Annotated in this window: 14 protein-coding genes; 4 read left to right on the top strand and 10 right to left on the bottom strand. The window is 46.4% G+C overall.

The genetic code is table 11. From position 1 onward, the window contains the following. Nucleotides 1-29: 29 nt before the first annotated feature. The gene (locus NF543_RS23155; RefSeq protein WP_257670584.1) at nucleotides 30-2,459 is read left to right on the top strand and encodes a glycosyl hydrolase 115 family protein; all 2,430 of its coding nucleotides are present in this window, start codon (nucleotides 30-32) and stop codon (nucleotides 2,457-2,459) included. A 202-nt stretch (nucleotides 2,460-2,661) separates the two neighbouring features. Continuing rightward, nucleotides 2,662-2,982 carry a hypothetical protein gene (locus NF543_RS23150; protein ID WP_257670583.1) on the top strand — a complete coding sequence of 107 codons (321 nt, stop codon included), beginning with the start codon at nucleotides 2,662-2,664 and terminating at the stop codon, nucleotides 2,980-2,982. 46 nt (nucleotides 2,983-3,028) lie between these two features. On the opposite strand, the gene NF543_RS23145 is transcribed toward NF543_RS23150, so the two are convergent. The 7 genes from NF543_RS23145 to NF543_RS23110 all read right to left on the bottom strand — a co-directional run bounded on the left by NF543_RS23145 (nucleotide 3,029) and on the right by NF543_RS23110 (nucleotide 13,419). Further along, on the bottom strand, nucleotides 3,029-3,664 hold the full coding sequence (locus tag NF543_RS23145; RefSeq protein ID WP_257670597.1) for a glycoside hydrolase domain-containing protein: 636 nt from the start codon (nucleotides 3,662-3,664) through the stop codon (nucleotides 3,029-3,031). 6 nt (nucleotides 3,665-3,670) lie between these two features. Then, entirely contained in the window at nucleotides 3,671-4,810 is a 1,140-nt protein-coding gene (locus NF543_RS23140) for a TlpA disulfide reductase family protein (protein ID WP_257670582.1), read from the bottom strand. Nucleotides 4,811-4,840: 30 nt separating this feature from the next. After that, complete coding sequence (locus tag NF543_RS23135; RefSeq protein WP_257670581.1) at nucleotides 4,841-6,331, bottom strand: RagB/SusD family nutrient uptake outer membrane protein; 1,491 nt, start codon at nucleotides 6,329-6,331, stop codon at nucleotides 4,841-4,843. 18 nt (nucleotides 6,332-6,349) lie between these two features. Next, nucleotides 6,350-9,682, bottom strand: coding sequence for a TonB-dependent receptor (locus tag NF543_RS23130; protein WP_257670580.1), 3,333 nt, complete (start codon nucleotides 9,680-9,682; stop codon nucleotides 6,350-6,352). 235 nt (nucleotides 9,683-9,917) lie between these two features. After that, the gene (locus tag NF543_RS23125) at nucleotides 9,918-11,165 is read right to left on the bottom strand and encodes a FecR family protein (RefSeq protein ID WP_257670579.1); all 1,248 of its coding nucleotides are present in this window, start codon (nucleotides 11,163-11,165) and stop codon (nucleotides 9,918-9,920) included. A gap of 227 nt (nucleotides 11,166-11,392) precedes the next feature. Beyond that, complete coding sequence (locus NF543_RS23120) at nucleotides 11,393-11,806, bottom strand: hypothetical protein (RefSeq protein WP_257670578.1); 414 nt, start codon at nucleotides 11,804-11,806, stop codon at nucleotides 11,393-11,395. 1,013 nt (nucleotides 11,807-12,819) lie between these two features. Continuing rightward, a complete protein-coding gene (locus NF543_RS23110; protein WP_257670577.1) occupies nucleotides 12,820-13,419 on the bottom strand; it encodes an RNA polymerase sigma factor in 600 nt (199 codons plus the stop codon). A 278-nt stretch (nucleotides 13,420-13,697) separates the two neighbouring features. Between NF543_RS23110 and NF543_RS23105 the strand changes: the two genes are divergently transcribed. Together NF543_RS23105 and NF543_RS23100 are read left to right on the top strand one after the other, a co-directional pair. Then, nucleotides 13,698-14,921 (top strand): hypothetical protein, encoded by a 1,224-nt coding sequence (locus NF543_RS23105; protein WP_257670576.1) that lies wholly within the window; start codon nucleotides 13,698-13,700, stop codon nucleotides 14,919-14,921. A 152-nt stretch (nucleotides 14,922-15,073) separates the two neighbouring features. Further along, on the top strand, nucleotides 15,074-15,967 hold the full coding sequence (locus NF543_RS23100; protein ID WP_257670575.1) for a Fic family protein: 894 nt from the start codon (nucleotides 15,074-15,076) through the stop codon (nucleotides 15,965-15,967). Between the two features lie 63 nt (nucleotides 15,968-16,030). Here the strand turns inward: NF543_RS23100 and NF543_RS23095 are convergent, their stop codons facing one another. Genes NF543_RS23095 through NF543_RS23085 form a run of 3 tightly spaced genes read right to left on the bottom strand, consistent with a single transcriptional unit; the run spans nucleotide 16,031 to nucleotide 20,800 of the window. Further along, entirely contained in the window at nucleotides 16,031-18,397 is a 2,367-nt protein-coding gene (locus NF543_RS23095; RefSeq protein ID WP_257670574.1) for a GH92 family glycosyl hydrolase, read from the bottom strand. Nucleotides 18,398-18,410: 13 nt separating this feature from the next. Beyond that, nucleotides 18,411-19,595 carry a glycoside hydrolase family 76 protein gene (locus NF543_RS23090; protein WP_257670573.1) on the bottom strand — a complete coding sequence of 395 codons (1,185 nt, stop codon included), beginning with the start codon at nucleotides 19,593-19,595 and terminating at the stop codon, nucleotides 18,411-18,413. 5 nt (nucleotides 19,596-19,600) lie between these two features. Next, a complete protein-coding gene (locus NF543_RS23085) occupies nucleotides 19,601-20,800 on the bottom strand; it encodes a glycoside hydrolase family 76 protein (RefSeq protein WP_257670572.1) in 1,200 nt (399 codons plus the stop codon). Nucleotides 20,801-20,803 lie beyond the last annotated feature (3 nt).

The raw sequence follows: 20,803 nt of genomic DNA, 5'->3' as shown, positions 1-20,803 counted from the left end.
TAGAGTCTGTCCATAAAGTCCGTGATACGATGAAGAGAATAGTAATCTGCTTTTTTTTGCTTTTTTCCTACGCCTATGCACGGGATGGCTTTGGTTTGGTTAACCATAACAAGGGTGCTTCGCTCTATTACCAAGGAAATGAACAGGTGATCCATACGGCGATCGACATGCTGGTCGACGATTCCAAATCGGTCTGCATAGATCCGTTCTCGCTGTCCGATAGCATGCCGGGTGGAACCGTCGTAATCGGTGTGGTCAACCAAGATAGGGCCTTCAAAAACCTGTTGGCTACACATCAGGTTGATATTTCAGGGATACGGGATAAATGGGAAGCATTCCAAATACAGGTGGTGGGAACCGGAAAGAAACGCTACCTATTTGTCGTCGGCAGTGATCCGAGGGGAGCTGCATACGGTGTGCTGGAACTCTCCCGCCTGATTGGCATCTCGCCCTGGAAATGGTGGGCGGACGTTACTCCGGAAAAAAAGACCACGGTATCCTTGCCGGCTGACTATAAAACGACACAGTACCCGTCGGTGCAGTACCGGGGCATCTTCCTGAACGACGAGGATTGGGGATTGAACCCCTGGAGCAGCGGGACATTCGAGCCTGAAGCCAAGCTGAAAGAAGGAATTGATCTGGCAAAAACCAGAAAAATGAAGACCATTGGCCCGAAGACCTACGCTAAAATCTTTGAGTTGTTGCTCCGCCTGAGAGCCAATACGATATGGCCAGCGATGCATGAGGTGACCGTGCCGTTCTATTTCGTAGAGGGCAATCGGGAAGCCGCCGAGCGATACGGTATCTACATCGGATCATCACACTGCGAGCCGCTGGCACGGAACAGCGCCACGGAATGGGACATCTCGGGCATAGGCGAATATAATTACCTGACCAACAAAGATCATGTGATATCCTATTGGACGGACCGGTTGAAAGAACTGGGGAGTTCAAATAACATTTTCACCATCGGTATGCGCGGCAAGCATGACGGCCCCATGGAGGGCGTAAAAACCACCGAGGAATATAAAGAAGCGATAAGCAAGGTCATCGCCGACCAAACCGAGTTGCTGAAAACGTACATCAACCCGGATCCCTCCAAGGTGCCGCAGGTAATCATTCCGTACAAAGAAGTGCTGGATGTTTACAAAGCAGGACTGGACGTGCCCGATTACGTGACGCTGATGTGGTGTGATGACAACTATGGCTACATCACCCATTTCCCAGACACGGCAGAAAAGAACCGCAGTGGTGGTAACGGCATATACTACCATGCGTCCTATTGGGGGCGGCCACACGATTACCTTTGGCTCGGCACAGCAAACCCTGTATTGCTCTACCAGCAAATGAAACTCGCGTATGACAAAGGGGTCCGTAAAATATGGATACTGAATGTTGGGGATATAAAAGCCATTGAATATCAGACGGAACTGTTTCTGGACATGGCATGGGATATCGATGGGGTGGCCGATGGCGGTGTAAACGCCCATTTGTACAACTGGCTGGGGCGGGATTTCGGTGAGCACGCCGCCGATCGGTTCATTCCGCTGATGCAGGAATACTATCGGTTGGCTTATATCCGCAAGCCGGAATTCATGGGAAATACAAGGGAAGAGGAGCGCGATCCGGCTTATAAAGTCATCAAAGACCTGCCCTGGAGCGAGGAGGAAATTTCGGGAAGGCTCCGCGCCTATAATGACCTGTCTGACCAGGTGGAAAAGCTGACGAACCTGATTCCGGCCCACCGACAGGCAGCCTATTTCGAGTTGGTGAAATACCCCGTGCAGGCCGCCTCGCAGATGAACCGTAAATTATTGTACGCACAGCTTGCCCGTCATGGCAAGGCCGAATGGCGGCAAAGCCATGCGGCCTTTGACAGCATAGCGGCGCTGACACACCAGTACGACACGCTGAAAGGCGGGAAATGGGATAAAATGCTGGACTACAAGCCGCGTAACCTGCCTGTATTCCAGCAAGTGAAGGAGGAACAGGCAGCTCAGCCTTTGCCCACCTACCGAACTCCTCGCTATGTATTTAATGGCATTGATTTTACCAGCAGTACGACCGAGCAAACCCCTATCGAGGGTCTAGGCTACGAAGGCAAGGCCTTAGCACTACAAAAGGGAAGCAGCATCACATTCGACCTGCCCCATTTACCCGGCGATTCCGTTTTTGTGGAAGTACGGCTATTGCCCAACCATCCGGTGGAGGGAGAGCAGCTGCGGTTTGGAATAGCCCTTAATGATACGCCTATGAAAGAAATTGACTACCGGACCCTCGGACGGAGCGAGGAATGGAAGGAAAATGTGCTGCGGAACCAAGCCATCAGGAAGGTTGCTTTTCCGGTAGCGCACCAATCAAACCACCGACTGACACTCAAAGCCCTGGACGCAGGGGTAGTCATTGACCAAGTGCTGGTGTATGGTCGAAGCGAAGGCGGGGTCGGTGTTACAATTTGAGTTCGCCCGTAGTGAGGTGGCCTAAACCGACGAACGGATACCACTCGGCATTGATCCGATGCATAGGTTGAATACCGAAGATGGATAATGATTCAACGGTAGGGATTTATCCGTTCGGACAAAACCCCTGAAATTGGGGATTTGCGATGAGGCCGAAAAGGGCAAACTTTGTAAATCTAATGTATGGGACAAAACGACGTTTATGAATATCACGCCATCTATACTAATCATCGCAACCATTTTGTTGTTGTCGTCTTGCAGCTGCCTCCGTGTGTTGATGGGAAGGATTAAAGACCGTGAAACGCAACAGCCAATTAAAACAGCCAGGATAACTGTGACAAACAAGGGTTATCACCGGTATTTCGAATCAGATAGTACGGGCTATTTCGAGTCCTTCCTTACTGGAGGTTACAGATGTCCGAGAATCCACGCCCGTATCGAGGCCGATGGCTACAAGCCTTTGGATATCAAAGAACCTAGAAAGCGGGATACGATTACTGTATATCTCGAAAAGTTGGAATAAGGAGCTCATGAAATCGTATGTATAAGCCATCGCCCCGTTTCGTGCTTCATCGTTCATCCATGCTCAGCGAGTAGGGAAGGTCCGTTTGTTGCACTGGGCGATCCGTGTCTGGTTGATCACTCATGGTAAAAAGCAACGTAGCGCCATCCATGAGTTGATTGTGTGTCAGAAATGCCTTCGTGTAGGCCGCTCCGTTTACAGCGAGCTGTTTGATGTACCTGTTGGCCGGACCGTTTTCCGGCGCCTGTATATCCAGTATGCGGTCCTTGGCAAGCTGCACACGCACATGTTTGAACAACGGCGTGCCCAGCACATACTGATCGGTGCCGGGGCAAACCGGATAAAAGCCCAATGCCGAAAACACATACCATGCAGACGTCTGTCCGTTGTCTTCGTCACCACAGTACCCATCAGGCCCTGCATGGTACAGCCTATCCATGGTTTCGCGTATCCAATATTGTCCTTTCCATGGCTCGTTGCTGTATCCGTAAAGGTAGGTCATGTGTTGGATAGGTTGTTTGCCGTGGGCATATTGCCCCATGTTGGCCACCTGCATTTCGCGCATCTCGTGGATGGGGCCGCGGCGACCACCCAAGCCGAAGCGGGTGGAGAGCGCAAAGATGGTACCCAGCTTGTTGACGAAAGCGCGCTCGCCACCCATCAACTGTTTGAGGCCGGCGATTCGGTCTCACCTGAGGCGAGACTGCTGTGGACCATCCAAAAGACAGCCGATCTCTTGATCCAATGCATCTCCTTTTAAGTTTTTTGCAACGATCAATCTATTCTCATCCAATAAAAAGGACGCTGGGATTGCCTGAACGCCATATTTTTTAGCAACAGGCTCATTCCAAAACGCCAGGTTCGAAACGTGAGTCCAATTGCTCATATTGTCATTGGCAATCGCATTTAACCAATTCTCCTTTTGACCTTCACGATCCATGGATACACTGATGATACGCAACCCTTTATCTTTATATTTGCTATACATCTTTACCAGATTAGGATTTTCGGCGCGACAGGGCACACACCAGGATGCCCAAAATTCGACGATGGTTATTTTACCGAGACTCTCCTTCAGTGACACCATTTCTCCGTCGGTATTGGGTGCATTAAACTCAGGAGCTTGACCGCCTACCTCGGTACTACTTATCCGCTCAAGACGTGATTTCACGTCTCTTGCAATATCTGAACGCTTGATACGATCAGATAACTTCTCATAGTATGCGTTGATTTCCGCAGAAGTATGCTTACTAAGCATTTCCATTAGCAGCATTGCACTTAAATAAGAATCTTGATTACGACTTAGCAATTCTTTTTTGAAAAGCTTTTCATTTTCCTTGATTTCTTTACGGGCATCCTCATAGGCTTTCATCTTCGATGAATCGTGACTCATTTTCGCTTTACGCATTTCATTTTGGGTGCCCGTCATTTTTTTGTTAATCTCCCGTATATATTCAATGTATTCCGAAAGAGCTTCGTTTTCTTTGCCACCAGAAACCTTTGAATGCAACAAACTATCGTAGTGAACATCAAATCTTATTTTTTGGTTCTCGGCGATGTATTGTATTTTGTTTGGAAATCCTTCAATTTGAAGAAAGCCAAGGTACGGGGATTCAACTTCAGGCATATCCAAATTAAATTGGCCGTCTCTTATTGTCATTGTGTCTATGGGAACATCAACGCGTGTAGATGCATCCAGTTTAGATAGATATACCTTCTTGCCATCCTCGATACCCTCGACATTTCCGGAAATAAAATATCCTTTGTTTTCCTGACATCCCGTGAATAACAGGCTTAGGAACAAAAACGTTAATGCGGTGATTCTCATCGTATAATTTTTTATTACTGGTGTTGGAATTTAGTACGATGGATTCTGCTCTACCACAAATCCTCCTACTTCTATCGAACTCGCTTCAATAGGTAGGATATATTTATCAGGATTAGTAGCAGTAGATTTTACTATAGTTATGTCAAAATCATCCACAAAATGGTATCGAACTAAGTCAAACCATTCTTCGCCAATTTCAATAGCCAGTTCGATGTATTTCTCAATACGTACTGCTTCAAGGAATTCACTCATGCTGATGGTACTGGGATAGGTTTCAAAGCCATCTCCTCCAATACTGCTAGCTCCGGCCCTTTCGCGAATTGTATTCAACGCGTCTAATGCCTCGGCTGTCACGCTGCCGGCAGCACGAGCTGCCGCTTCAGCGTAGATCAAGTACACTTCAGCCATTCTTAAATGATAGATCATTTCATACCTGTCTGTTGAACCCCGGGTAATATATTTTCTAGTATCCATACCCGTGGCTCCAGCATCAAAAATCGTGGAGGATATTCGATCTCCATCGTGTCTAATGTGCTGTCCACCTATTGTCGTAATGCCATTGGCAACTTCATTTAGCACTTCTGCGTTGACCTCCATCCAGAAACCGGTATAATTTCCTATACCTAGAATTGACTCACTTATATCTCCTTTGGAACCAAAAAGAACTTCCGGGTTATCGTAAATGACTGTACTGGTATTGTCAAACTGATCCAAATAATCGGCTGCAAGTACAAAATTAGATCCCGAATTTTCGATGACATCTTTGGCTAATAGTGCCGCGCCTTGGTAGTTCCCTTGGTATAGCAAGACCTTCGCTTTTAGTCCTTTTGCGTAGGTTGTATTTATATAATATTTGGCCCGTAAAGCAGGTGCGTTGGCGATAGCTTCATCAAGGTCATCGATAATGGCATCATAAACTTCTGCGACTGTATTTCTGGGCAAAGCCTCACCAGATCTGACAGGGTCTGTACGCAACGTAATCCCGTATTTAGAATCAAGATCATAGAATTGTCCCCATAAGCGTAATAGATAAAAATGAGCAGTAGCTCTTATAGCTTTTGCCTCAGCCAGGATTTCAGCCTGTCGGCCTGGGGTTGTAAAATCTTCGCCGGTCAAAAGAGTCACCTTTTCGATCAGCCAATTACAACGATTGACGATTTCATACATTCTGGCATAACAAGCAACATTGAATAGTGTTCCGCTGGAAATTGGATTATTGATTACATATGAAGCCATTTCGGGGGTGTTGTTAAAAGCGAGATTGGGCGTCCCTGCACCACTTAATATGGATGGTAGAAGAAATATTTGCGGCGTTCCCTCGGCTGTTCCCCTTTGTCGAAAACCAGCATACACTCCAATCAATGCTAATTCTGCCGTTCGTTCATTTACAATAGCGTCATCCGCATCCAGTGCATATTTTGGTATTCTATCGTCTAGATCCACTACTAATTGACAGGAGCACAGGCTAATAAAAATAGAACAATATATAATCTTTATAAAGCTATTTTTTAATAATTTCATGTTAATAGATTTAAATATTTATAGGCTGAGATTAATTCCAAAAGTGAACGTTCTTGCTTGTGGATAGGAAGCTCCATTATCCGTGATTGCATCAGTTGTACTTCCCGCCCTTTGTCCACTCACACTTTCTGGATCAATTCCAGGATACTTAGTGATAACGAATAGATTATTCCCGGATAGCGACAATCGCACGTTGGATATACCTATGGAAGCAAGCCAGGAAGGTTTCAAATTATAGCCAAGCGAAGCAGAGCGAAGCTTGATGTAGGATGCATCCTCCACCATTCTGGAAGACGGTACATGAGTTCCTGACCCAATTCTTGCATAGTAAGCATCCGTGTTGTCGGGGGTCCAGGTATGATAGATGTTTGTCGTTTTGTTCTCGTCTACGTTGACCGTTGAAAATTCGTCCCCACCCCTTCGCCATAGTCTTTCAATACCTTTAACAAAGTTGAAATTCATTGATAAGTCCCAATTTTTGTAAGATAAAGCGTTATTCCAACCACCATAATAATCGGGATTAATATCGCCAATGGGACCCTGATCGGCTGCAGTGATCTCTCCGTCTCCATTTAAGTCCCGGAATATATAATCCCCGGGTTGACGCAAAGAACTAAAATAACTTCCATCTGGTGCACCTGCGTTTAGGGCATCGATCTCTTGCTGTGTCTGTGCGACAGAAGCTACCTGATAGCCATAAATAAATCCGATAGGTTGTCCCTCCATGATCCCTATACTTCCAGTAGAAGAGGTGTTCCCGCCGTTTAAAGCATCAACATTATTATGTACAAAAGAAATATTGAGTGAAGAATTCCAATTAAAACCATTGGATCGAATGACATCGCCGCCAACCATAAATTCCCATCCCTTATTGGTCACATCGGCGATATTGGCATTCCACACAGATGCACCTGTTTCGGCAGGAATGGGCACAACAAGGATGATATCGCTTGTTTTCTTTTCAAAATAAATCACTTCCGCATTTAGCCTATTGTTAAACAATCCAAACTCAACGCCCAAATCTAACTGATTCGTCTCTTCCCAACGGATACCCCTATTGGGAACTCCTTCAACCACAATCCCATTAATACCATCGTAAGTCGATTCCCCCAGGGGCAATGCACCGTAATAGGCTAAATAAGAATACGCTGGCAAATTATCTGATCCTGTGCGTCCAAGACTCGCACGTAATTTAAGTTGACTGATGAGGTCGTTTCCTTTTAGAAAATCCTCGTTATGGACATTCCATGCTAAAGCGCTAGATGGGAAAAAGCCATACTGGTTGTCTGGACCAAACTTGATGGAACCATCATATCGGGCGGTAAAAGTTGCCAGATATTTATCGTCATAATTGTAATTAATTCGTCCAAAAGTAGAGTTTAGGGCATTTTCAGAATAGTCACTTCTGTAGTTATACACACCCTGTGAAGATCCGATATCAGTGAGGATGTCATCGTCCGGGAATCCATTATAGTATTGGGCATCTAAATCAAGATTGGAATAGTCCCAGGATAACCCGGCAACAATATCAAAAGTATGCTTCTGTGCAAAGGTGTTTCTATAATTTAAGGTATTTGACCAGGATGAGCTAATACCGGCTGTATTTTGCACGGCAAGTAGCGCTCCGCTTGTCCCGTACGCATATTCGCTGAATTGGGCATCAAACGTATACGAAGGGGAAAACACAGTGCTTTTATTATCGTTAAGGTTTAAACTCAATTGAGACCGGAAATTCAGCCCATCGAGCAACTTGTATTCTCCATATATCGAACCTAATATATTTTGCGAGATAGCCTTATCCCTTACTTTGCCCGCATCGCCCAAGGGATTATATTGAGGGAAACCATAACGGGTCGGTATACTCGTGTACGAACCATCCTCATTAAATATTGATTGATCCGGTCTGAAAAATGCACCCCTGGACAAACTTGTTAGGTGTGATTGTTTATTTATTGAGTAATTATAGGCAATGTTTGCTCCGGTTTTCAATTTGTCGGATATGTCCGCATCGACACTGGAAGAAACGTTGTATCTATCGAAATTATTTCCAAACATTAAACCTTCTTGATCACTTGCCCGAACAGAGATTAGATAGTTCACTTTGCTTGAACCACCGGAGACTCCAAGATCATATTGGTTCCAGATAGCATTCTTATTGGTGATTTCGTTCTGCCAATCCGTATCCGCGTCTCCGAATTCCACTTTATCCGCAAGACCCTGATCTCGGATAAAGTCTTCAAATTGTTGTGCGTTTAATACATCAAAAGAGTTTAATCTATTTTGTGCGGTGGTGTTATAAGAAAAATTTAAACGAGGGGCCTGATCTCTTTTTCCTCTTTTTGTCGTAATTAAAATTACGCCACTGGCAGCACGGGAGCCATATATTGCAGCAGCAGAGGCGTCTTTTAAAACATCTACACGCTCGATGTCGGCAGGACTGATCGAAAGCAAAGGGTTTTCCCGGTCTCCATTGACGCCTAGACTTGCTGCGTCAGCAAATCTTGGATTTACTGTTATTGGGACACCATCAATGACGTAAAGTGGTTGATTATCGCCTACAATCTGACTGAGCCCGCGTACATTAACAATAGCTCCACTTCCAGGGCCACCGGCCTGGGCATTTACAAATACCCCCGTCATTCTGCCAACCAGAGCCTCATCAATGGTCTGTGTCTTTATTTGCTCGATCTCCTTAGACCCGATAGAAGATACCGACCCGGTCAAGTCTTTTTTTCGGGTCGTACCGTAACCAACAACAAGTACCTCATCGAGATCAGATACGCTGGTTTGCATGACGATACTTCCCAGATCAAAGGTCGTCGCATCGAGTTCGATTTCCTGGCTGGCGTATCCGACCGAGGTGATCAGGAGTACATCGCCACGGTCCGCAGCGATGGAAAAGCGACCCTGCTCGTTGGATATAGTTTGCAGCGTGCCCTCCCGTACTTGAATGGTTGCATCTGTGACCGGCTGTCCTGATCCGTCAATCACCCTTCCGGTATACGGTTGTTGTTGAGGAATTACTCCAATCTTTTGGGGACTGACAACCTCTGGCTTCTCCACTGAAGGTACGATAACGATGGTTTTGTTCTTGATCTCATAGTCAAGTCCCCGTTGCGTGAGTACCTCATCCAGAAACTGGAGCAGGGGCTGTTCATTGGCGGAGACCGACAGCGTTCGCTTGCCCAATGTCTGGGCATTATAAACGACCACATAGCCGGTCTGGACTTCCACGGTGGTGAAAACCTCTTTCAGCGATAGCCGGTTGCCCTTCAGGGTCACGGTCTGTGACAGCACGGTCGCGTGGAGATGCACGCAGCAAACAATGAGTATAAAAGTGGTTATCCGCATAACCCGATATAATTTGGTTAAAAAGTCATCACTACGGATGCACGTTTTTTTGCGCATGGCAGCACCACGACAATGTGCATTTTTTTGCATACATTTGTTTTTTAGGGTTGGTAAATACTGATTAGTCCTTAGTCTGTACGAGCGGCTCTGAATTTCGCAGGAAGGCGAGCTCATTCGCTTTCCTGTTTTGTGTTCGAGCCGGCAAGGTGAGTTAAGCCTATGTTTTCTTCATAATCTATCGGTTTTTATTATTCAATACAACTAACCTGCGCTCCGCTTCCATCCGGTAGTCCAGGTTCAGGCGCTGCAAGATCTCCAGCACGGTCTGGAAGGATAGATCCCGCTCCATTTTTCCCCGGAGGACCACATTGTCCGGGATGCCATTTTCATAAACGACTTCGATGTCGTACCAGCGCGCGATTTGCCGCATGGCTTCTTCCAGACTGAGCGTATTAAAATCGAACAGTCCGTTCTTCCAGGCAACATAAGAGGTTACATCAATTTTTCGGATCTCCACCTGAGGGCCGTGTACTATGGCTTGCTCATTGGGATTCAGGATACGCATGTCATGGGAAGTCAGATTTGAAATTTTGACGCTACCTTCCACCAATGTGGTTTTGATCTCCGGCTCATCCGCATAAGCGGAAATATTGAATTGCGTACCCAGGACCTCCACGGTCTGGTCTTTGGTCACTACTTTAAAAGCACTTAATACATCGTCTTTGTGTTTTATACTTAGATCCCCCATTGCATTGGCCTGTCCTTGTGCCTTGATTTTTTGTTCCTTAATCTCAAAAAAGGCTTCGCCTTCTAGTTCCACGATCCGCTCGGCATCACCAAAGCGACTCGGATATTTCAACGTCGATCCGGCATTGAGCCATACCCGGGAACCGTCCGATAAGGTGGCTTGGTAGGTACCGCCCTTTGGGGTGGAGAGTGTCATTAGGGGAACCGAAAGAGCGGGAGAACCAAGACTTTCTAGGATTTCGGTGCCATCCCCGTACATCAACATGTCTTTCGTCACGACGATCCCTTCCTGGCTTTCGCTCAATAGTACGACCCGGCCGTCTGTCAGGGCAAGGGTCGCACGGTGACCTCCGGGTACAATACCATAGATCGTATCCGCCCGATCGTCGCTCTGAAATAACCAGAAATAGCCAGAAAACGCCAGGCCGATCAGCAAAACGGCCGCAGCGGCATAACGGATATAGCGCAAGCGATGTACTTTGACGTTCCTTTCTTTACGTCTTGTGGCTTGAGCGGAACGCAATATCCGCATCCGCAGGGCTTCGCTTTCCGCCGAGGTCATCCCTGACACGGATTCATCCAGCAGCAGTACCTCGGTTTCGTCCGCATCGAGCGCCGCTTCCCATTCCGCCTGGAACTCGCCCTGCTCCACCAGATCCAGGACCCGTAGCGCGTCTTCCCTGCCGCATTTGTTTTGCTGGTATTTCCTGAACAATTGATAGATTTCCTGATTCACAATCTTGGTTTTTCAGCTTGCATTTGTCGCATTATATTAAGTATACAATACTCCGTTAAAAAAAGAGACAAATTTCTGATTTACAGTAAAATAAGTAGATAAATAATGATTGAAAAATTTTAATAACCCTTTGCTTTTCAGTATCTTAATAGTGTTTTCGAAGCAGTATTTGAGATGCGGGCACCAAGGGTTATAGTCTATACAAGGCCCGGATAGTTAACAGATTGTTAAACATAAAGAATATCAACGCAGGCAGGCAGCAATTTCCAGCAGTTGGAACGGTACGGCAAAATAGTGCACAGCGCTAACGAAGACAATTCGAAAAGCCGTTCAATTTCCTCGAATTCAACAGCGGACTGGTCAAGTAGCACGGCAGTGGACATTACCTGATCACCCTTGACCCCAGCTTCATCTCCAAATCGGGCAAGAACACACTCCGGCTCGGACAGTTCTAGCCGTGGCAGGCCGCACGCACCAAGCGCGGTTTGGAGCTGCTGGGCATCGATTCGGTATGCGGGGCCGGCTTCCAATTTGTGGAAAGGATGAGAGAGGATGCCAACCTGAAATACCTCTACAATGGCCCGTAAAAAACTGGGCGTGGAAGGCCCAGGGTGTACGACGGTAAAGTCGACCACGGACATCAAGACCGAACACTCCTATGAAGTGGAACTGCAGGACGGAACCAAGGCAACCACAGCCGTCGTCCATCCGTGGCACTCAAACGGGTGCCATTCGGAAAAAAGCACAGACTGTACTTCTCCACCGACTCCAGATCGAGTTCATCTACCGTGACGCAAAACAGTTCACCGGGCTGGAGAACTGCCAGGCCAGAAGCGAAAACAAACTCGACTTCCACTTTAACGTGGCCTGACTGCCACCAATGTCGCCAAGGCTGCACATGGCTCCCAATTCCAGCGGAACAGCGCGAAGCGTTCTCTATGTCCACTATCAACCTCCGACGAAGGAGGAAGCTTGAGCACCTCAAAAACGAACAAGCCAGCGAAAAAACTATGAACCACAACGCTTTACTGATGGATGGATTTTTCAACCTTTGGGGTAACCCCACATTTGAAAAAAAATCAGAAACATGTCAAAGAACTATTACTATACGGTACTACTGCCGCTTAAAGATCAACTAACTATTGAACTATACAAATGGCAGCGATTTTTCCACTATGCCAGTTTAAACTTTCAGCACCAACTCCCAGAATCTGTCAGGGCAAGCGACCCTTATTGTCTGTCTTCCTTGAATATGTATGGCTTTTTTTATTGCCAGAATCTTCAATGTACCAAATTGGCACGTTAAACAGGTTTAAGCCTTCCAAATACTGATTATTGCCATTGACTTTGTAAATTTTATAATGTCGTTTCAGTATGACTTACATGTCAATCGACTGATATCAGTTGCCAAATGATAGCTGATGATTGAGGCGGATAGGCGTGTTGGTCGAATCTTTAACGTAAAGTCTAGCTCCTTAAACGCGTCATTTTCAATGTGTGTTGGCAAAAAGTGCTTTTGAGGGATGAGAAGGGCGATCTGCTTTGCATTTTTTTACTGCCAAAATCTTCAATGTAGCAAATTGGCATCTTTAAAATTTGACATAAGGGTACACCCCAACGTTATTTTGCGAAGGCTCGCTGCATATCACCGCCTCTAAACTTGCGCCAATCCGGTAATGAACCCCAGCAACAAGGCCAGGCCATGCTTCATCCGGATATGTTCCCTGACGATCTTCAATGCTTTGACCATCTGGTTGCTGACCGTGTTTTCGGAGATTCCCAACTGGGCAGCCGTCTCTTTATAGCTCAAGCCTTCCAGTTGGCATTTGACAAAAACTTCGCGGCACCTGTCCGGCAACCGCTCCAGGGCTTCCCGGACGAGTTCTTCGCTTTCACCATAATCAAGCGCGCGTCCCGTACTGTTCTCCGATGCAGACACAAAATTGCGCATTTCGGAAAGAATCGCAGTTTCATGCCCCGCACGATTGAGCAGATTGAGCAATAGGCGACGGGCAATGGTATAGATATAGGGTCGTAAGGATTGGGCAGGATCAATCTGGATCCGCTTCTCCCAGACTTTCACAAAGGTGTCATGGACCACATCTTCGGTCAAGGCCGGGGATTTGGCCGTACGGAGAATGAAATAACTCAACCGCTGATAATAATGGAGATACACTTCGCTCAATGCCTGCGTATCCCCTTTTTGCATGCGGATTATCCAATTTCTTTCGCTATCGGTCCCCTGATCAGCCATCTCTTTGGTTGTGGTTATTCCCTTCGGCCGGAAAAATACACAATATCTCTCATATCGCGTCAATCTTAACCCGGATTATCCCGGATGCCGCTTTGCAATCCGGCAGCGGGCGAGTGTATAAAGTACTCCTCATTGTTAGGACAAAATACTCCTTAATTTAAGAACAATAGTCAATACTACTCCCCCGACGAATAGATGGTAGTCGGCGCTGTTGAGAATTCATTAATGTTGACGGGCAAATAAAAAATATTTATTTTTGACTCTATATAGCCACAGAAATGCGACTGATCTTATTGTTGTTTCTTTCCACTATTTCGCTCATGCTTGCTGCACAACACAAGACACAAAAATTGATTGTCGCAGAATATAGGAAATCAAACCCGGATCGGGGCAATTACAACTACTTAGTGTCGTACAATTTCCAACAAGGCCATTTCATTTCCAAAGACACGATTTTTGAAGGACCAACATTCAAGGACGGCAAAGGGCCGCCGTATGTACAATTTCATACTAAGCCTAACTATATTCACCAAGACAGGTACATCATCACACGTAATGGATCTGTTATTGACCTGAATACTGGAAAACTAATTAAGGAGAATCCGGATTGGAACCACCGGTTTACTGAAGCCATTGGCGACACCCTGGTCTATGAAAAATGGGAAAATAGAGAATATCGCACATACTATTTCTTTAATTTGCGGAGTTTGAATTATACCAAAGCTCCGGAAGGCGCCTACAAGAGGTCTAAAAATTCCGTCAGTAACCACCGATACCTGAAATACTCGCCCAACAACACTCACTTCATATACCCGTCATCGGGAGTCGACGGGCATAATGTAGCCGGTCAATTCCGTATCATGTTGACTGACGCTAACCGACAAAAATCACCCGAAACAGCTGTACATAAAGTAAATGGTCCGACCATTCAAAATCTGGAATTTTCGAATATTGGGACATTCTGGCTTGACGATTCATCATTTGTTTATGATTCGCACCTCCTCCTGCTTTCATCCGACAGCGTACGCTATCATCAGGTGGAATTGAGGCAATACACGATTACAGATGGCACGGATAAACTGTTGTTTACCATTGACTCGGCTGGCATTTCAGGTGCACCCACCGGATATTTTAAGAGGGATGCCATCAATCAGCTGCATTATACCGGAAACAGCGGGAAACGCTTTTTGCTTGACACAGCAAAAAAGGAATTATTCCCCGACCCGCGATTCTACTTAAATGAGAAGATATCGGTCAACGGGTACGCATCATACGGAAGCAAATCAGGAGGTTTGACGATTCGATGTAATGATAAAGTGATTGGAACGATATACAGTTTACCTCCAATAGTTGCAGACGATGCGGTCGCAGTGGCTTATGGCGATGTCGGATCCAACCTTGGTTATCCCAACGGCATAAAAATCTGGACGAAAGCCCAGGGTGATTGGCTGACTTTCGATCTGCCTTGGCTCAATACGATTATTGGATGGATAGAAGAGTAATGTGCATGCTGGTGGTTTTGTTTTTCGGGTTGCTTTTCTGCCTGATAAGTGCTCAGCCTGTTGTTCAATCGGGGTCGTTATCGGCAAAGTAAATGAAAATAAACATTATTTTGTCGTATATTTGCCGATAACTGCAAACCTAAAGAAAGGGTATGAAGTATATTTCAGTAAATGAGTTTGCAAAAAAATGGAATTTGCCCGAAAGAACAGTCCGGCACTATTGTGCTACTGCCAAGATCAAAGGGGCTTTCCTAACCGGAAAAACCTGGAATATCCCGGAAGATGCTTTGCTACCGGAAAAAGAGGGTAAGAAAAAGTTCAGTACCAATACACTGCTCAACCAGCTGAAAGAGCAAAAGGACATGAGGCTCAAGGGCGGTATTTACCATCGCACTCAAATTGACTTGACCTATAACTCAAACCGCATCGAAGGAAGTAAACTCACCCATGATCAAACCCGATATATTTTCGAAACCAATACAATTGAAGCTTCCAAAGAAAGTGTTAATGTAGATGATATTATTGAGACTACTAATCACTTTCGTTGCATTGATTTGATTATTGATAAGGCAAAAAAAAAGCTAATAGAATCCCTGATTAAAGAGTTGCATTTTCTATTAAAATCTGGTACTTCCAACAGCCGAAAAGATTGGTTTAACGTAGGTGATTATAAAAAACGCCAAAATGAGGTTGGCGGCAATGAAACTTGTCCGCCTAAAGAAGTCTCAATCAAGATGAAGGAATTGCTTTTGAACTATCACACTATTGAAAAGAAAACTTTTGAAGATATTATCGACTTCCATTATCAGTTTGAAATCATTCATCCTTTTCAGGATGGAAATGGACGTGTAGGGCGCTTAATTATGTTTAAAGAATGCCTTGCAAACAATATTGTCCCTTTTATTATTGACGAAGATATAAAGCTGTTTTATTATAGGGGTCTGCAAGAATGGACTCAGGTCAGCGAATATTTGCTAGACACTTGCCTTACAGCTCAGGATAATTACAAGGCTATTCTTAAGTATTTTGAAATAAAATTTGATTAGATTAAGGACCATACTTCTTTGAGTAAAGGGTTTGCTACGTGATGCTGCCAGTACGTACCCTCTTCAGCGCCCCGAAGGCGGGCGTTCACCTATTCCCCATGCAGTATTGGGTTCATTTGCCATTTCAAACGAAAATGTTCCGCCTTTCATTAAATCTTGCCAGTTCATCCAAAGTTTATCGTAGGGATTTCCATCGACGCTAAGCGACCGGACATACACATTATGCGCACTATTGTCTTTCGTTTCGATGACGAGTGTATTGCCGCTTCCAAGCTTGATCGTAGCTCGGTCAAACACCGGGCTTCCAAACTGTACGGTTGGCTCGCTGTCCGAAAGTCCTTTTACATCAAACAGCCCTAATGATGCCATGACATACCAGGCCCCCAACTGCCCTTGGTCTTCATCCTGTCCAAACCCATAGCCATGTATGGGTTCCACACCGTAGAACTCCGCTCCAATGGCGCGGGTCCATTTCTGGGTAAGCCAGGGCTTACCTGAAAAGTTAAATAGCCAACTGATGTGCAGGTTGGGTTGGTTGCCGTGGTTGTATAGCCCCGATAACCCTGCAAATGCATCAATCGTTTTCCCTCCGCCGAAAATATTCGCTCTGGAGACCTCGAATACACTATCCAAACGGTCATTAAAGACATCCTCCCCCAACAGCCCGATGAGTCCTTGCGGATCGTGTGGAACATAAAATGTATATTGCCAGGCATTCCCTTCTTGAAAACCGCGCCAAGGCTCCGACGGATCAAAATCGCTGATAAAATTGCCCTCCGCATCACGTGGCCGTATGAATCCCGTTTCTGCATCATACAAGTGCCGCCAGCCTTTGGCGAGTTCCGACAGTTTTTGGTAATCCGCTTCCTTACCGAGCGCTTTGGCAAACTGTGCAACAGCATGTGCGCTAAACGCATATTCCAAAGTATGGGATGCACCAAATCCCGAGCCTTCGTCTGCCGTGTCAAACCCGAGGTGCTCCACATAAGGTGAATATCTCCGCTGCACGAATTGGCGTACGTCCGTTTTCCCCGCGCCTTCCAGCCGGCCTTCCCAGGCAAGTTCGTTTTTTCGGGCGGCTTCATAGGCCAATTCCACATCAAAATCACGTATGCCGGCACTGTATGCCGCAGCAATGGCCAACCCGGTAAAGTTGGTCCCTACGCCAGATACGTATTTGCTGTTGGCAATGCCATCGCCAAGCCATCCCGCATCCTGATAGACCAGCAGTTGGCTCTGTATCCAATCCGCATAATATTCCGGGTATGCCATGGCCCACAACTGCGTTAGGTTCCAAAAGGCACCCCAGATGGCGTCGGTGTTGTAATGGTTATGTCTGGGTTTTCCACTGGCATCCACCGGTATTTGCCCAACACCACCGTTGTTTATGGGGTAGGCTCCGTTGACATCACTCGCCAAACCGCGGCCTAGCAAGGCGTGGAACAGGCCAGTGTAAAATTTCCGTTTATCGTCATCATTCTTTCCTTCCACCGTGATGCGGCCGAGGTAATCGTTCCAAACCGACAAGGCCTGCTGCTTTGCCGCATCAAAACCCAGATCGGCGGCCTCCGTTTCCAGGTTAAGACGGGCATTGGCTATCGAGGTATAAGAAAGCCCGACTTTGACGGTGACGGCCTCGTCCTTCTTGGTATCAAATGTGAGGTATAAACCTGCTCCCTTACCTGAGGCTTGTTTTTCCTGGGGCCAGATTGAATCACCGTTAAAGACACCCCAATCCGTAGGGGTTTTGTCTAAGACCGCCGAGAAATACATGGCAATTTCAGCTCCTGCCTGGTATTTCTTGACATACTCCGGTGTGGTAATCACGTAACCTTCCACCCTGCCGTCTTGGGTTAGCGTCACCTCTGCGGCTTTTACGGCTCCGCTTTCTCCCTGCCGATTGCCGATGTCAAAGACGATATGCGAGTCGTTTGCATCGGGGAATACATATCGATGGTAGCCTACGCGCGGGGTAGCCGTCAATTCCGCCTTGACCCCATAATCCTTTAGCAACACCGAATAAAAGCCGGATGTGGCGTACTCATCATCCTTGTCAAACCGCGACCGATAACCTTCGTCGGGATTTTCCAGACTTCCTGGCGTCGTTTTCAACGCCCCGACCAAGGGCACCAACACGACACCCCCGATCTGGAATTCATGGAAATTGGCGAACCCTTCTATCGATTCGTGCCGGAAATCATAGCCTACAGCTTCCCACCCTTGCTTGTTGCCATAATGGGCATCCGTGGATGGGCCTACCTTGGCCATCCCAAAGGGAACGGCTGCCGGCGTGTAAAAAAACCAACGGGAATGCGCGGTCCCGATGTTCGGGTCAACATAGTCTGAAAGTATCTTTTTTTGCGTGGTGTCACACGAGGTGGCCAATAGGCATACGGCCCACAGGCCCAGGTACGTTAACTTCGATTTCATATTTATTATCCGTTTATTTTTCAGTTGTCCATGATGCGCGATGCCGCTCAATTTGTGCGAAGCGGGCATAAAGTTCGGGAATACAGGCCTGGTCAAGCAACCATTTGGGCGTGTACCACTCGTCTTTTTCGCCATTCCAGTCGGCATAGAATAGCCCGTTCCTGTCGCGGGCATGTTCGTAGGCATAGTTCACGTTGGCCATGATCGCATCTACGTAAGCCGGGTTGCCATCTACCGCAAACAAATCCTGATAGCCGCGGAACAATACCGTGGTGAACCAGGGTACATCCAGTATGGACGTACGCCCGTCTTCCATGGGCTTTCCGAAAAAATCAAACGATCCCTTGGCAAGATACTGTGCTTCTTCCAGAAAAGCTGGGTCTCCGGTGGCTTTATATAACGCCACGGCAGCTTGCAGCATTGTACCCGTGTTGTATGTCCAAGCAGTTTTCAATACCGATCGGTCCGCAGTTTTCATGTCGTTCCAGTAAATGCCACTGCTGTCGCGCAGATGGGTGTACATCCAATTGTAGAACTTAAGCCCCCATGTGAGGTAGTACTCGTCCTGCGTCTGCTGATGTATTTTCAGTGCGAGTACCGTCGCCTTACCATTCGAGCATGCCGGCTTCTGGTCGCGAACGCCTTCCAGCCACGTGACACCGCCTCCCAGCACATCATCCCAGCCGCTGATGATGAATTCAAACACCCGCTTCGCGCGTTCCAGGTACAGCGGGTTTTTGGTGACGGCAAACGCGTCGATGTAATCGATGCCTACCAAGCCGTTATCATCGTAGTACCGGTCTACTTGCTCAAACCGGGATGGATAAGCCTGGTAACCATAGGGTAGCCTGGTGGTGTCCAGGTATTCTTCCTGACTTTCGATGATCTGTAGGTGCATGGCCGCATAGCGGGTCGAATCCAACTCGTATAGCAGGTTGATGGCTGATGCCATGCCGCTGTAGGGCCATAGGAAAGATACGGCTTTTGCCTTCTTGTTCCCATCGTTAAAATAGGTCAGGTCTGTCTGCTGATCTTTTGGGTAATGTTCGGAGAATAAACCATATTGAGGCACGTGATACTTATCCCAAACGAGCCTGAAAGTTTCTTCGGCCCGATGGAGATAGCTGTTTTTCTGCTGTGCATTTATACTCACAATGAACAGACAAAAGCCCAACACCAATGATAATCCATGCTTCATGTAATTCAATTTATGCTTTCTTCTCTATATATTGCTAAGGCTCCGTAAGATTCGACGACTGCACCTTGCATAAGCAATGAATAATACCTTCCCTGGCTTCCACCGGTCCAGTCTTCATAAAAGAAACCGATAGCTGTTCTGGCTTTATCATAGCCATTGTTTATAAAATTGAAATAAGTGGCAATGTAGTTTTTAGCCTTTTCATCGTAGGGATCCAAATCAATATACGCTCTTAATAATTTGGTATTGAACCACGGATCGTGATCCGTATAAGCCAGGATTCCGTTACGCGTTCTGACAAAATAATCATAGGCTCCCTGCGCTGTTGTTTTTGCTTCGTCCAGGTATTGGCTATTCCCTGTAATCTCGTATAACCGTATGCCATTTTGTATCATCACGGCTGCATTGTAGGTCCACAATCGGGTATTTACAGTACCATTTGCAGCCTTGTCATTCCAATAGCATTTGGTATCCGGGTCATATAGATTTGCGCGCAGCCAACTATATAATTCTGCGGCAAAGTTTAATACATCAGCCTTTTCCGCTTCAGGACATACTTCATGATACTTTAGCAGGAAAAGGGTGGCGTATCCATTTGAACAAGTAGGTTTGTTGGCATCGGGTGCTGAGGGATTATATCGATGATCTTCATTCCACCACAATGCCCCACCTAAGTGGTTATCAATACCGCTTTCAAGAAAAGGTACAATCCTGGACGCACGCTCGATATACCTCGCATCTTGTGTAGCGTGGTATGCTTCGATCAAGTTGATCCCCACGATACCATTGTCATCGTAAAAACGTGTTCCTCCTCCAACACTCCCATTTGTGGAAGAACCATATGCTCCAATATTGTTGCCATGTGCAGACTGGCGGTAATATTTTTCGAAGCCGTCCACAATATCGTCGTATCTGACATTGTATCCCAATATATGAAGTTGGGACGCACCACTTACCACTGCATCATAAGGCCAGAGGTACGAATAGGTCCCATCTCCGGATTGTGCCGGGTAATTTTCCCTAAACAAATCTCCGGCTTTATAGTATTGGTTGATCAGATCAAATATTTCCTTAGCCCTCAAATGCGCATGTACAGTTTCTCCCGCCTGCGTTCCCCCGTTCTCGGGTTTCACATAGGGTTCAACATCGTCATCGCATGATGATGCTATAAGAGCGGTTATCAATATAATTAGTATTTTTCTCATGTT

It is taken from the genome of Parapedobacter tibetensis (assembly GCF_024704835.1).
GTDB classification, from domain to species: domain Bacteria; phylum Bacteroidota; class Bacteroidia; order Sphingobacteriales; family Sphingobacteriaceae; genus Parapedobacter; species Parapedobacter tibetensis.
The sequence above is the reverse complement of the archived record's forward strand: the minus strand, read 5'-3'. Positions and strand labels throughout refer to the sequence as shown.

Bases quoted from the DNA above. Each gene is read 5' to 3' on its own strand.
- NF543_RS23110 (WP_257670577.1), bottom strand. From the start codon at position 13,419: ATGGCTGATCAGGGGACCGATAGCGAAAGAAATTGGATAATCCGCATG.
- NF543_RS23100 (WP_257670575.1), top strand. From the start codon at position 15,074: ATGAAGTATATTTCAGTAAATGAGTTTGCAAAAAAATGGAATTTGCCC.
- NF543_RS23135 (WP_257670581.1), bottom strand. From the start codon at position 6,331: ATGAAATTATTAAAAAATAGCTTTATAAAGATTATATATTGTTCTATT.
- NF543_RS23150 (WP_257670583.1), top strand. From the start codon at position 2,662: ATGAATATCACGCCATCTATACTAATCATCGCAACCATTTTGTTGTTG.
- NF543_RS23130 (WP_257670580.1), bottom strand. From the start codon at position 9,682: ATGCGGATAACCACTTTTATACTCATTGTTTGCTGCGTGCATCTCCAC.
- NF543_RS23090 (WP_257670573.1), bottom strand. From the start codon at position 19,595: ATGAAGCATGGATTATCATTGGTGTTGGGCTTTTGTCTGTTCATTGTG.
- NF543_RS23155 (WP_257670584.1), top strand. From the start codon at position 30: ATGAAGAGAATAGTAATCTGCTTTTTTTTGCTTTTTTCCTACGCCTAT.
- NF543_RS23085 (WP_257670572.1), bottom strand. From the start codon at position 20,800: ATGAGAAAAATACTAATTATATTGATAACCGCTCTTATAGCATCATCA.
- NF543_RS23140 (WP_257670582.1), bottom strand. From the start codon at position 4,810: ATGAGAATCACCGCATTAACGTTTTTGTTCCTAAGCCTGTTATTCACG.
- NF543_RS23105 (WP_257670576.1), top strand. From the start codon at position 13,698: ATGCGACTGATCTTATTGTTGTTTCTTTCCACTATTTCGCTCATGCTT.
- NF543_RS23120 (WP_257670578.1), bottom strand. From the start codon at position 11,806: ATGTCCGTGGTCGACTTTACCGTCGTACACCCTGGGCCTTCCACGCCC.
- NF543_RS23095 (WP_257670574.1), bottom strand. From the start codon at position 18,397: ATGAAATCGAAGTTAACGTACCTGGGCCTGTGGGCCGTATGCCTATTG.